Here is a 14,870-nt window from a genome sequence, read left to right on the forward strand (position 1 = left end):
GTACTTATTTCTGGTTAAGCTTGGCTTCAATACTCAGAGTTGCATGTGGCACCGAACGTAAGCGTTCCTTGGAAATTAATTTGCCGGTTGCACGACAGATACCATATGTTTTATTCTCAATCCTGACAAGGGCATTCTCCAGATTTTGGATAAACTTTTCCTGGCGGGATGCTAATCTGGCATTTTCTTCTTTTGACATTACCTGGTAACCTTCTTCAAGCACTTTAAAAGTAGGTGAAGTGTCCATGATATCATGGTCATTACTATTGGTATAGGCTTCAGTCAGGAGTTGAAGATCACGACGAGCCTTATCAAGTTTATCGAGAATGATTAGCCGAAACTCTTCCAGTTCTTCATCTGCGTACCTGTTATATACTCTTTCCTCTTTTACTTCATCCTCTTTCATATGCTGGGGGGTATTAATCTTAGTTATTTCTGCTTCAATTATTATCTGGTTAAACGAACAAAGTGTTAACTTGTTCTATTAATTACTACTCTTATGGAAATGTCATCAGTCAGCTCAATAATTTCCTGGCCGTTTTCATTTCCGGGGGTAAAGATTTCGAGACTTTCGCAAAGGGTTTCCGAGCAAATATAGTTATAATTATGGGCAATGGCTGATTCTATTGAATCGATTTTTTCAATCTTCAGACTGATTTTATCGGTAACGTCAAAGCCCTTGTCCTTGCGGAGGTTCTGAATCCTATTGACAAGCTCCCGGGCAATCCCTTCTTCTATCAATTGAGGGGTGAGGGTGATATCAAGTGCTACTGTGAGAGTACCCTGATTTGCCACAACCCAGCCTGGAATATCTTCTGTTATGATGTCAACATCTGAAATCAGGATTTCAATATCATCACCCTGGATTTGAAGCTGATATTTTGAATCTTTCTCAATCTGGTTGATTTGTTCCTGAGTGAAGCCTGACAATGCAGCTGCTATATCTTTCATATACTTGCCATACTTCGGACCCAGGGTTTTGAAGTTGGCTTTGATCTTCTTTACCATGAAGCCAGCTGATTCGGAGAGGTATTCGATCTCTTTCACATTGACTTCTGAACTAATAAGGTTGCTTACCTTCTCCATCTGTGCCTGGAATTCCTCACCGGACACAGGAATCAATATCTTCTGCAAGGGTTGGCGTACCCGAAGATTGGTTTTCTTACGTAAACTCAATACCATGCTGGAAATCTCCTGGGCATATTCCATCCTTTCTTCCAGCTGCTTATCAATCATGCTTTTATCAGCAACCGGAAAATCGGAAAGATGAACCGAAGTAAAAGGCTCCAGTTTGCTCATTCCATTCAGATCAATAAATAACCGGTCAGCAAAGAACGGAGCAATAGGTGATGCAAGTTTAGCAATGGTTAACAGACAACGATAAAGTGTCTGATAGGCTGAAATTTTATCATTTGAATACTCACCTTTCCAGAAACGCCTGCGCGACAGCCTTACATACCAGTTACTGAGATGGGCATCTACAAAATCAGCAATAAAACGCCCGGCCTTGGTTGGCTCATAATCGGCATAAGCTTCATCCACATTTAAGATCAGGGAATTGAGCTCTGATAAAATCCAACGATCGATTTCAGGGCGTTCGGTAAAAGGAACTTCCGGTTCTGAATAGCTGAATTTATCGATGTTGGCATACAATGCGAAGAAACTGTAAGTGTTGTGGAGTGTACCGAAAAATTTACGCTGCACTTCAGCAATTCCTTCAAGGTCGAACTTAAGATTGTCCCAGGGCTGAGCATTGGTGATCATATACCAGCGGGTGGCATCAGGACCGTATTTCTCAAGTGTCTGGAACGGATCTACAGCATTTCCCAGCCTCTTGCTCATCTTGTTTCCATTTTTATCAAGAACGAGCCCATTCGAAACAACTGTTTTAAAAGCAACAGAATCAAAAGCAAGGGTTCCGATTGCATGCAGGGTATAAAACCATCCCCGGGTCTGATCAACACCTTCTGCAATAAAGTCAGCAGGGAAATATTCTTCAAGTTCAGCTTTACGCTCAAAAGGATAGTGGAATTGTGCATAAGGCATCGCCCCGGAGTCAAACCAAACATCAATCAGGTCCTGCTCGCGGAACATTTTCTTTCCAGTTGGGGAAACCAGGACGATGTCATCAACATAAGGCCTGTGAAGGTCAAATCGGTTATAGTTTTCGGAGCTGTTATCCCCCGGAATGAAATCTGCTAATGGGCTATTTTGCATAAAACCGGCAAGGATCGATTTTTCAATCTCGCCCTTTAGCTGCTCAACAGATTCAATACAAAGTTCTTCTTCACGGTCCTCACTAACCCAGATGGGTAGCGGGGTCCCCCAATAACGTGAACGGGAAAGATTCCAGTCGTTGAGGTTCTCCAGCCAGTTGCCAAACCGGCCGGTCCCGGTGGATTCCGGCTTCCAGTTAATTGTTTTATTTAGCTCTATCATCCTGTCCTTGAGAGCTGTGCTACGTACAAACCAGCTGTCTAATGGATAATAAAGGATAGGTTTATCAGTACGCCAGCAATGAGGATAGGAGTGTTCGTATTTTTCTGTCTTGAAGGCTCTGTTTTCCTTTTTCAATTTTACGATAATGTCAATATCCACGTTTTCAAACTTAAGTGGATCATTATCGTTCATATATTCATTCTTTACATATCTGCCAGCAAATTCACCCATTTCTTCGGTGAATCTTCCCTGCTTGTCGACTAAGGTCAGGGCACCGATGCCATTCAGTTTGGCTACTTTAAAGTCGTCGGCACCAAAACTTGGGGCAATATGTACAATACCTGTTCCATCTTCAGTGGTAACAAAATCAGCTGTTACAACCAGGAAAGCATCTCCTGTTTCGGGCTGGGCATAAGGAAGTAACTGCTCATAGCGCAATCCGGCCAATTCTGATCCCTTAAATTCAGCAAGTATTGAGTAAGGGATAGCTTTTGAGCCGGGTTCATAATCTTCAATCCGCAATTCAGCATTTTTTTCAGGGAAATATTTGCCAAATAAGGGTTTTGCAAGGACTAATCTTACAGGGAGGTGTGTATATGGATTGAAGGTCCTGACCAGTACATAATCAATATCTTTTCCGACAGCAAGTGCTGTATTGGAAGGCAGTGTCCATGGGGTTGTTGTCCATGCAAGAATGAAAGTATCAGCTTCCTCTTCATGGATCAATGTTGAAATTAAGGGATGATTGAAATCCTTACGAACCTTAAACTGGGCAACAACTGTATTGTCTTTAACATCACGATAACAGCCGGGTTGGTTCAGTTCATGTGTGCTGAGGCCTGTACCGGCAGCAGGTGAATAGGGTTGAATGGTGTAACCCTTATACAGCAATCCTTTCTTGTAAAGTTGTGCCAGGAGGTACCAGCAGGTTTCAATATAGGTGTTATCAAAAGTGATATACGGATTCTTAAGATCAACCCAATACCCGATTTTCAGGGTAAGGTCATCCCACAGATCCTTGTATTTCATTACTTCCTGGCGACAGGCTTTATTGTAATCGTCAACACTGATTTTCTTCCCGATATCTTCCTTTGTAATGCCTAATGTTTTTTCAACTGCTATTTCTATAGGAAGTCCGTGGGTATCCCAACCGGCTTTTCTTTCTACATAATACCCTTTCAATGTTTTATAGCGGCAGAAAATATCCTTGATTGCTCTGGCCATCACATGATGAATACCCGGGATTCCATTAGCTGATGGGGGTCCTTCATAAAACACATAAGGAGAATGATTACGCCGGTTTTCAAGACTCTGTTCGAAAATATGATTTTCGGTCCAGAAGTCCAGTATCTCATTCCCAATTCGAGTAAGACTAAGTTGCTTATATTCAGGATATTTATGACCCATTTCCAATCGTTTTGAGCAGTTTTTTAAAAAGTGTGCAAAGTTAAGAAAAATTTGATTCACATTAGGTACAGGTATCTTACGGATTTGAAACTCAATCCTTAAGTGTTAACTTTATAATATTTTCTATATACTGAATAATTATTTTTAGAAGAAATGCGGTTAACAGTGCATCTTGAATTAAATGAAAGAAAAAAAACACTTGCTGCACACTAAAATCTATTGTAATTTAGTTCTTTCAAAACTAAAATTTATTTGCCATGGGAAAGTCGATGGATAAAGAGAAAAAAGAAGAAAAGAAAAAGCCCGTCAAATCCTTAAAGGAAAAAAGGGCTGAAAAGAAAGAGAAAAAGGCCTCAAAAGGTTAATTTCTCCTCATGTAGCTTTCATTACTACTTGCAGCCGGGGCCAATCTCTCCCCGGTTTTTTTATTTTATATCATCACTAATCCTGACATCTATACTTTCTCTTATTTGTAAACTGTATTTTTGTCCCATGCAACACTTTACTATTCCGGTTTTTATTCCTGAACTTGCTTGTCCGAACCGTTGTGTATTCTGTAACCAGCAAAAAATTTCAGGGACTTTATGCATGCCCGGGAATGAGGAGGTGATAGAAATCATTGAAAAGAGACTGGAAACAATACCGGCAGGAAATGCAGTTGAAATTGGTTTCTTTGGAGGAAACTTCACAGGGATTGAACCAATTAGTCAAAAGAATTATCTTACAATAGCAAAGGCATACCTGGACGAAGGAAGGATCTGTGGAATCCGCGTTTCTACCCGGCCCGATTATATTAATAATGATGCTTTATCCCTTCTGAAAGCATACGGGGTTACAACCATTGAACTGGGTGCGCAATCAATGGATGATAATGTTTTAATGTATTCTGGACGTGGTCATACAGCCGAAGATGTAAAGAAGGCTTCAGCATTGATACTTGAGAATGGTTTTCAGTTAGGGCTGCAAATGATGTTGGGTTTACCCGGGGATACTTTGGAGAAAGCCATGAATACTGCACATCAGATTATTGCATGTGGAGCCGGATCTACCCGTATTTATCCTGCCCTGGTTATTAAGGATACTGAGCTTGAAGCTCATTATCACAAGGGAAACTATCATCCACTCTCAATTGAAGAAGCAATAACCTGGACAAAAGAGATTGTTAAAATATTTGAGCAATCCAGTGTTAAAGTGCTCCGGATTGGCTTGCATCCATCTGAAGGATTATTATCAGGTAAAAACCTTGTCGCCGGACCCTTTCATGTGGCATTTGGAGAAATGGTCTCCAGTGCATTGTGGAAGGATGAATTTGAAAAAGAACTGGAGGTATATCCAATTCTATCCAAAGCGAATTCTTACTTGAAGGTTGAGGTGCCAATTGGCCAGGTAAATGCAGCAATCGGACATTATGCCTTGAATAAAAAGATGTTATTGCAACACTTCAAAAAAGTGGTTTTCCATGAAAATGAAGAATTAATAGGCCGGCAATTTCTATTTACAACAGAACCACTCTCAGAAGCAGCTAAGCACTAATAGCTTCTAAAATATTTAAAATGCTGATAATTGTTGATCAACGCATTCCGGAAGAAGCAAAAAAAAATCTCTCTTCATTTGGAGAGGTTCTGGAATTCTTTACTAAGGGCATTACTTATGATGCCATCAGCGGCCATCCGGATGTTTTTTTCTGTCAGACACCTTTGGGACTTATTGCAGCACCTAATACTCCTGAGAAAATTCTTGACAGGTTATCAGAACATGGAGTTCCTTTTAAATTGGGTAAAAATCCTGTAGGAAATGTTTACCCTGAAACAGCCTGGTATAATGCTGTATTTACTCAAAAACACCTGGTGCATAATCTAACTTTCACTGATCCATCAGTTACAACTTGCTTAGTTGATGATGTGAGAAGTGAGTATAAAGTAATCAATGTTAATCAAGGGTATACACGTTGCAACCTTTTAGCAGCAAATGATGAGGCTTTTCTTACTTCAGACAAGGGTATTCAAATAGCCCTTTCAAGTGCAGGATTAAACGTTACTTATATTTCCCCGGTTGATACAGTTCTTTCCGGGTTTAAACACGGGTTTACAGGAGGTTGTTGTGGTATTTTTGACAATAAACTTTATGTAATTGGCAATCTTAATTTTTGTGGTGACCGCGAAATCATGCAGGCCTTTGTTCACGAAAATAACCTGACTTTGGTTGAACTTTATGATGGACCATTATTTGATGGAGGTGGGATTTTTTTCCTTTAGGAATGCCCGATTAAATTATGAGTGATAAGCTGATCTTCTTTTCTGTCAGGTATAAATAAATTATCCGGGTCATCATTATGGAAGGATTGCATTTTATCCGGACTCCTTGTTACCTTTGTACCTTAAGCTCAATTTTGGTAATTGTCTTTTTCCTGGTGGGAATTACAACAGTCATCAGCTTCTTCAAGTAAAATCTCAATCATTGATTCCACATCCTACCATAGAATCCATTCTAGATGCCTCCAGGATAGAAGAGGTAGTTGGAGATTTTGTATCCCTGAAAAAGAGAGGATCAAACCTGGTTGGATTATGTCCATTTCATAATGAAAGGACGCCTTCTTTTCATGTTTCACCTGTCAAAGGTATCTTTAAATGCTTTGGTTGTGGAAAAGCCGGAAATTCGGTGAATTTCGTGATGGAGCATGAAAAGTTTACCTATCCGGAAGCCCTGAGATACCTGGCTAAAAAATATCATATTGATATTCAGGAGGAAGAAGAGTCACCTGAACAATTGCAGGAAAAAACGGCCAGGGAAGGGCTGTCAGTGTTGTCAGAATTCGCCAGTAAATTCTTTGCGGAACAACTCATACAATCGGATGAAGGGCGCTCAGTTGGATTGTCCTATTTCCATGAAAGAGGCTTTAGTGATGATACTATACAGAAATTCCAGCTGGGTTATTGCCATGATGAATGGGATCATTTTACCAAACATGCGCTAAAACAGGGTTACAGTCTTGATATGCTGGAGAAAACCGGACTTACCATCAATAAAGATGGAAAGCAATATGACCGGTTCCGGGGAAGGGTAATGTTCCCGATTCATAGCCAGGCAGGAAGGGTGATAGGTTTTGGTGGAAGAATCATGTCGTCAGATAAGACGAAACCAAAGTATGTCAACTCTCCGGAAAGTGAGATTTATAATAAAAGTAAAGTCCTTTATGGCATCGCATTTGCCAAAAATGCCATTGCCGCCAATGATATGTGTTTCCTTGTCGAAGGTTATACAGATGTTATTTCCCTGCACCAGGCTGGTATACAGAATGTGGTTTCTTCATCCGGAACTTCACTTACAACAGATCAGATCAGGTTAATTAAAAGATATACTCCCAATATCACTATTCTTTACGATGGCGATCCGGCTGGGATCAAAGCATCCTTCAGGGGTATTGATATGATCCTTGAACAGGGAATGAATGTTAAGGTTGTACTCTTTCCTGATGGCGAGGACCCGGATTCCTATGCCAGGACCCGAAGAAGTACTGAGGTAACAGAATTTATCAGCCAGAATTCAAAGGATTTTATCAATTTTAAGATTGATCTTTTACTCAAAGAGACAGGTTCCGATCCGATTAAACGGGTAACAGTGCTGAAGGATTTCATTGAGAGCATTTCTTTGATTCCCGACAGGCTTACACGGTTGGCATATGTCAGAGAGAGTGCCCACCAAATGGAAATGGATGAAAGGGCGGTTTTGAGTGAGTTGAATAAACTGCTCAGGAAGAAATTCTCTCAAAAAACCGGGGCAACAGAGGAAGAAGCTTCCATTCTTGAGCCACCTCCCGATCTTTTTGCCCCTGAACAGGATGAAACTTTTGATAAGCTCAGCACCGAATGGCAGGAAAAGGAGATCATCCGGCAGTTATTGCTGTTTGGGGAAGAACCTATCCAGGTTGAATATCCGGATGAGCAATCAGGTAAGCCGGTTAAAATGGAGACTAAAGTGGCACGATTCATCATTACAGATATCAGGAATGATGAAATCTCTTTCTCAAATCCACTTTACCAGAAAATATTTGATGCCGGTTCCAAAACGCTGGATGAGACACAAGACCTCGATTACAGGAAACTTACCAACCATCCTGACAGCGATATTACACAGGCTGTGATTGACCTGATTGCAACAAAATATACCTTCAGTCCGAACTGGGAAAGACGAAAGATCCGCCTTGCACTTGAAAATGAGGTGCTCGATCAACATATTCCTCATTGTATCCTTTCTTTCAAAGCGAAAAGAGTTCGTCAACTGATGAAGGAAATCGAGGATAAAATCAAAGCAGCTGCTACCGTTGAAGAACAACTTGACCTGATGGAGCATTACCGGAATGTTCAAAAAGTTGCCAATATGATCGATTTTGGGAAACTGGGCAGGACAATTATTTAGCGAATCAATAAGGAAGATAGTACTTCTTCCTTTACTTATTTATCTCAGAGGGTTCTCCAATTATTCAGAAATTCCATACTACCTGCTTTTCTGCTTTTAAATTCCGAAAAAAGATGTTCGAATTCAGGAAGTCGGACTACTTTTTTGATAGCGTATTCATATTATCTGCATATATTTGAAATTGAAAATAATCACTGGAATCTGACCGAAAACCCAATCTTCTGTTCAATCCAAGTTATTATTATCTAGTATATTACAACAAATAAGGTTCTAAACAGAATCTTTACAGTTGAAATATCCCAATTCAGTAATTGCCTTGTAAGCAATTTGTTAAGTATTTCGTTCTTTTTGTTATTTCGTTTACTCACTTTACTTGTATCTCGTGTTTGCTTCTTTGATTTTAACCGGCATTTCCATTTAAAATGGAATAGCTGCTGTTGTATCTGTTAAAACCCAAACCAAATTATATTAACCTTAATTATTTTTTATGAAAAAATTACTACTCTTATCTGCAGCAATTTTGATGATTTGCAGATTTAGTTTTGGACAAACCTATTTTAGTGAGTCATTTGAAGGAACCTGGAGTGGGACCCTTCCTGCTCCAAGTGGATGGGTACAAACACATCCAACAGGTTCCGACATTGAGACATGGGAAAAATCTGTATGGACTACAGTATGGACTCCAGCTGGAAATGGTACCAGGCCAACAGGAACACCCTACGGTACAGCTGTAGCGCATTTTAATGATTATAATTCGAGTACTGGCAATGTTTTTAGGCTTGAAACCGGAGATATAGATTTATCTTCCAGTATTGATCCGCGTATTTCTTTCAATTATTTTTATAGCTCAGGATCGGCAGTTTTAAGGGTATGGGCATCCAGTAACGGAGGTTCCACCTGGACTAATGTATCCGGATCAATTGCTGCCCCAGGTGCCGCCTGGACAAAGATGGCTTATAATATGGCAGTATATAATGTCAGCAATGCACGTATTGCACTAGAAGTTACTTCAGCTTACGGTAGTCATGATTTATGGGTGGATAATGTAATTATCGATGAAACACCTCTTCCACTTTCAGGAATTTATACAATTGACCCTGCAGGATCAGGAAGCACAAATTTTACCACATTTTCGGCTGCGATCAATGCATTAAATGAAGGCGGAATTTCTGGAGCAGTAACCTTTAATGTGGCAGCTGGTGCTGTATTCAATGAAAAACCTTCAGCAATCACTGCAACCGGGACAAGCACAAATACAATCACATTCCAGAAAAATGGAGTTGGTACCAATCCAAAACTTGCTCCAACAGGCTTGCTTTCATCTAGTCCTTATGATTTTGGTTTTTGTATCTCAGGAGGTGATTATATCACTTTCGATGGGATAGATGTGGATGCATCTGCTGCAACCAGCATAACCAATGCTATTGAGTATGGGTACCTTATTAGGAATGCATCTGCAACCAATGGTGCGCAGTACAATACTATTAAAAATTGCTCAATCACATTGAACAAGAATTACATTGCTACTACCGGTGGACCAGGCAGTTGCATACTTTCAACAGTTAATTCTACCGGAGGAGGTGTAGTCCCTACCAATGTTTCCGGTGCAAACAGTTATAATAAGTATTATAACCTTAATCTCCAGAATGCACAAAACGGGGTGTACCTAATGGGTAATACTTCCTATCCTGACCTTGCCTGTGAAATTGGGGTTGCCGGAACCGGTTGCCAGGCTTTAAGAAATAATATCACCAATATGGGTGGTATTTATACTTTTAATTCCGCTTATGGGATTTACACCTCAGGTTTATCAGGAGTGAAAATCTTCAACAATGATATTACGAATATCCGGAGTAACCAGTCTACTACTGCCGGTATACTTTGCTCTACTTATTTGGGGACAAGCGAGATTTATAATAATAAGGTAAGTGATATCTCGAACAGCGGCTCGACCACATCCACCTCCAGAGCCGCCGGTATTGAAGTACAAAACAGTTCCGGTACACCCACAATCAGGGTTTATAACAATTTTGTATCGGATATTAAGTCTCCTTTTACCGGTACTGCCACAGCAAATGTATATGCATATGGAATTTATGCCAATAATACCTCGACAGCCACTGTTGCAGAAATCGACAATAATAGTGTCCATCTTTTTACTACAGGCACGCCTACATATTCACTTGCCTGTTTTGCAATTTCCAATGCAAGCACAGCAGTACATAAGGTAAGAGGAAATGTTTTCGTGAATGCTGTCGGAGCTCAGGGCGCTACTGCCCGTCATACCTGCTGGTACTCAACAAGTGCAACTGCTATCGGTGGATCTGGTTCTGTATCCAACTACAATGATATGTTTATTAAGAATGATGCCGGCACCTCAGGATTTGTTGGAAGGGGTAATACAACATATTATAATACTGTTGCCAACTGGACTACTGCAACAACCCAGGATGTCAATACAGTCAGCATCGATCCGGCATACACTGGTAACACCAATCTGCATGCCTCTGCCGCAGGGATAAATGCTGTTGCGGGATTTACTCCCCAGGCATGGGTTACTACAGATATTGATTGCCAGGACCGCAGTACAATGTCTCCCGCTGATATGGGTGCAGATGCTTTCAACCTCAATACTCTTGACATGAGTGCCTTTGCTTTGGCGTCTCCACTGTCAACAGGATGTTATACCTCAAGTGAATCTGTAAGCATTACCATTAAAAATAATGGAACTGAAACAGTCGATTTTACTGTAAACCCAGTTACTGTTACTACTAACGTAACCGGAGCAGCTACTCAATCACTTTCGGCAGTTGTTAATACCGGTTCACTGGCAGCAGGTTTAACTCAGGATGTTGTGATGACAACAACGCTCGACATGACAAATGCCGGTACCTATACCTTCAATGCTTACACCACTGTTTCAGGTGATGGGAATACAGGCAATGATGCTATGTCACCGGCAACCCGCACTGTTATTGCCCCAGTGGCACTTCCTCACATACAGGATTTCGATGCTAGTACTAACCCTCCCGCTGGATGGAATACAACGGGTTGGACCATTGGCACAACACATGCTAACCCAGCCACAGGAAACGGGCTTTATAAAAATCTCTGGAGTAGTGCCCCAAGCGGACAGATTATCCTTCCAAAACTTGGCCCGGTATCATCCACTGATGTTTTTGCATTCGATTACAGGTTAATTGCATATACCAGTTATCCTGCTACTGCCTTGCCAAATTCACCAGCCTGGGGGTCTATTGTAGTTGAGATTTCCACCAATTGCGGTGCTTCATATTCCACCCTTGCAACCATTGACGCTACCAATCATGTTTCAACTGTAAATTGGGCAAATATGTCTTATCCGCTCAGCGCCTATGCCGGACAGAATATCCTGCTTCGCTTCAATGCGGCTTGGCTTGCAGGTGATTACTATCTTGATATTGATAATATCAAGGTATTGACACCTCCTACCATTGATATGGGTGCTACTACTCTATTAAATCCATCCGGCACTGGTTGTTATGGTTCTTCTGAAACTGTATCAGTTACAATCAAGAATTATAGCGGTTCACTCATTGATTTCAGTGTGAACCAGGTTGATATTACCTGCAATGTAACAGGTGCAGCTACACAATCTCTTTCAGCATCTCTTACAACTGGAACTCTTGCTGCCGGATCAACTATGAATGTAGATATGTCAACTACCCTGAATATGTCTTCAGCTGGAACTTATACATTCAATGCAAGCACAACTGTAGTTGGCGACGGTACACCAGGGAACAATGCTATGGCACCGGCAACAAGGACTGTAACTGCTGCTTTAGTGGCTCCTTATATTCAGGTTTTTGATGGAAGCACTTCTGCTCCTGCCGGTTGGACAACAACTGGTTGGTCTATTGGAGCAACGCACGCCAATCCTTCATCCGGATATGGACTTTATAAAAATTTATATAGTACCTATCCTACGGGTCAATTTAGTATGCCTAAAATTGAGGGTCTATCATCCAATTCTGCCCTGATTTTTGATTACCGAATCATCGATTATACCTCATATCCAACTACTGCAACAGCCAATTCACCAAGTTGGGGCTCGATAAATATTGAAGTATCCACTGATTGCGGGACTACTTTTGCAACATTTGCAACTATCGATCCAACGAATCATATTTCAACTATTTCCTGGGCTACCACGCTTTATCCGTTATCTGCCTATGCAGGACAAAGCATTATTATACGGTTCAACGCAACATGGGCAAGTGGCGACTATTATGTTGACTTTGATAATTTCAAAATTGATGAACTTCCATCATGTATCGCCCCAAACAGCCTGACGGTTTCAAATATAACTTCTGTTGGTGCTGATCTTGGATGGTCTAGCCCTGATTCATTCTTTGATATTTTTATTGAAGCGTCAGGGGCTCCTGCTCCAGGAGCAGAAACAACTCCAACCATTGATAATATTGAAGGAACTAGTTATACATGGTCTGACGGAGTTCCGTCAACCACTTATCAGTTCTATGTTCGTACCGACTGTGGTAAAGATAACACGGATGTGAGTACCTGGGCTGGTCCGTATACTTTTGCAACATTATGTGAGGTTTTTGAAGTTCCTTTTACGCAAAATTTTGACGGTGTTACTATTCCTGCAATTCCCACATGTTGGACAGTTCAGACGGGTACAGTAGCATGGAGAACAACTGATGAAAGAGGAACTAGTCAGCCGGCTGCGCATTCACCCTATAATTGCATGTCGACTTTTTATAACGGTACATACGCTAAGAATGACTGGTTCTTTACTCCAGGCATTATTATGACGGCCGGGGAAACTTATAAACTGTCTTTCTGGTATTTGACTGATGGAGGAACCTATGGTCCGGAAAAGATGGAGGTGAAATATGGCAATGTCCCTAATGCTGCAGGAATGACAGCCGGAGTTATCTGGAATAACACAAATATGATAAATGCTACCTACCAGCAAGCTGTTGCTTATTTTACACCTTCCACAACAGATGTATATTATCTTGGATGGCATGCATATTCGGCTGCGGACATTGATTTTATTGCTGTAGATGATATTGCAATAACTATGACACCATCCAGTACAACCTGGACCGGAACTCTTAGTTCAAATTGGGATGTTGACAACAACTGGAATAATGGAATACCTGGACCTAATACAGATGTGATTATTCCAGGTGGTTTAACCAACTATCCAACATTAACAGCAGCCGGATGGTGCCGAAATTTCACTATTCAGTCAAATGCATCCGGAACCGGTAGTATTCTTGGAAACAATTTCCTTACTATTTCAGGAACGACAACAATTGAAAGGTATCTGACCAAGTATGAAGCAGTGCCTGATTTCATGTTCCATTTCCTGTCTTCACCAGTATCTGGTCAGGCTATTGTACCTGAATTCAAAACTTTGAGCAGTACTAATACCGATTTCTATAAATGGGGCGAAAGTTCCAACTTATGGATCAATACTTTATCTGCACCTGGTACATGGAACACCTCTTTTGAAAACAATTTTGTTGTTGGAAACGGATATATGGTGGCTTACCCTGTTGATCTTACAAAACATTTCACAGGTGTTATGAACAACGGAGATGTTAGTCCTGCTTTATCACATACTCCTGCAGCAAGCGCAGGCTGGAATCTTATCGGAAATCCATATCCTTCTGCTATTGATTGGGATTTTGTAAGTGCAAGCCAGTATACTAGCCTTGACAATGCAGTTTATGTTTGGGACAACGCAAACCAAAACTACCTTACATGGGTTGGAAATGCCGGAAGCCTCGTGGAAGGTATCATTCCTTCGATGCAAGGTTTCTTTGTAAAAGCTAATGCAGCCAGTCCTGCCCTTACCCTTCAGAATGCAGATAGGGTGCATGGTGGTTCAGCTTTCTACAAGAATTCTGGTATTGTTGAGAACCTTCTCCATCTTAGAATCGATGGGAATGCACATCATGATGACGCTTTCATCAGGTTCAATGATGCTGCTACCGTTGGATTTGACAGTGAATGGGATGCTTATAAACTATCATCAGGAGTTTCAGTTCCCAAATTCTACTCTAATTCAAATGATACCAAATATTCAGTAAACACTATGCCAAATAGTAACCTGAATTCCCCGGTATCACTTAACCTTGAAGTAGGAGCTGATGCAGAATACACTGTTAGAATGATTGAGAACACCCTGTCTGCTGATATTTATGTCACACTCGAAGACATAAAAACCGGCACGATGCAAAGGTTAAATAACAATCCTTCTTATACATTCACTGCTGGAACAAATGACGATGCCGGACGATTCCGTTTGCATTTTAAAGATGCTACTTCCGTTGAAGAACCCGGAGTTTTAAATGGTGTTACAGTTTATGCATCCGATGGTATCATCAATGTATTAAATGAAAACCCACTTAGTGGCAAAGTTTTGGTTACTGATATGGCTGGTCGCACTATTACCACGGCAAACATGGTTGCAGGTTCGCCCACACGTATTGATTTCAGAAACCATACCGGGGTATACATCGTAAGTGTAATTACTTCTGCAGGGACTGTAAACCATAAGATTCTTGTTAAGTAAATAACTATCAAAAACCTAT

General features: G+C 40.9%; 6 protein-coding genes. 4 read left to right on the forward strand and 2 right to left on the reverse strand.

Going from position 1 to position 14,870, the window contains the following annotated elements:
* Positions 1-4: 4 nt before the first annotated feature.
* Together IPH84_08045 and IPH84_08050 are read right to left on the reverse strand one after the other, a co-directional pair.
* Positions 5-406 carry a TraR/DksA family transcriptional regulator gene (locus tag IPH84_08045; GenBank protein ID MBK7173171.1) on the reverse strand — a complete coding sequence of 134 codons (402 nt, stop codon included), beginning with the start codon at positions 404-406 and terminating at the stop codon, positions 5-7.
* 65 nt (positions 407-471) lie between these two features.
* Positions 472-3,846, reverse strand: a complete 3,375-nt coding sequence (locus IPH84_08050) for an isoleucine--tRNA ligase (GenBank protein ID MBK7173172.1) — start codon at positions 3,844-3,846, stop codon at positions 472-474.
* Positions 3,847-4,338: 492 nt separating this feature from the next.
* Between IPH84_08050 and IPH84_08055 the strand changes: the two genes are divergently transcribed.
* From IPH84_08055 to IPH84_08070, 4 genes are all read left to right on the forward strand, one after another.
* Positions 4,339-5,379 carry a radical SAM protein gene (locus tag IPH84_08055; GenBank protein MBK7173173.1) on the forward strand — a complete coding sequence of 347 codons (1,041 nt, stop codon included), beginning with the start codon at positions 4,339-4,341 and terminating at the stop codon, positions 5,377-5,379.
* Between the two features lie 20 nt (positions 5,380-5,399).
* Positions 5,400-6,101 carry a hypothetical protein gene (locus IPH84_08060; protein ID MBK7173174.1) on the forward strand — a complete coding sequence of 234 codons (702 nt, stop codon included), beginning with the start codon at positions 5,400-5,402 and terminating at the stop codon, positions 6,099-6,101.
* A 115-nt stretch (positions 6,102-6,216) separates the two neighbouring features.
* Entirely contained in the window at positions 6,217-8,262 is a 2,046-nt protein-coding gene (locus tag IPH84_08065) for a DNA primase (protein MBK7173175.1), read from the forward strand.
* Between the two features lie 487 nt (positions 8,263-8,749).
* On the forward strand, positions 8,750-14,851 hold the full coding sequence (locus IPH84_08070; GenBank protein MBK7173176.1) for a T9SS type A sorting domain-containing protein: 6,102 nt from the start codon (positions 8,750-8,752) through the stop codon (positions 14,849-14,851).
* The last annotated feature ends 19 nt before the right edge of the window (positions 14,852-14,870 follow it).

The sequence above is a fragment of the Bacteroidales bacterium genome (genome assembly GCA_016707785.1).
Classification (GTDB): domain Bacteria; phylum Bacteroidota; class Bacteroidia; order Bacteroidales; family UBA4417; genus UBA4417.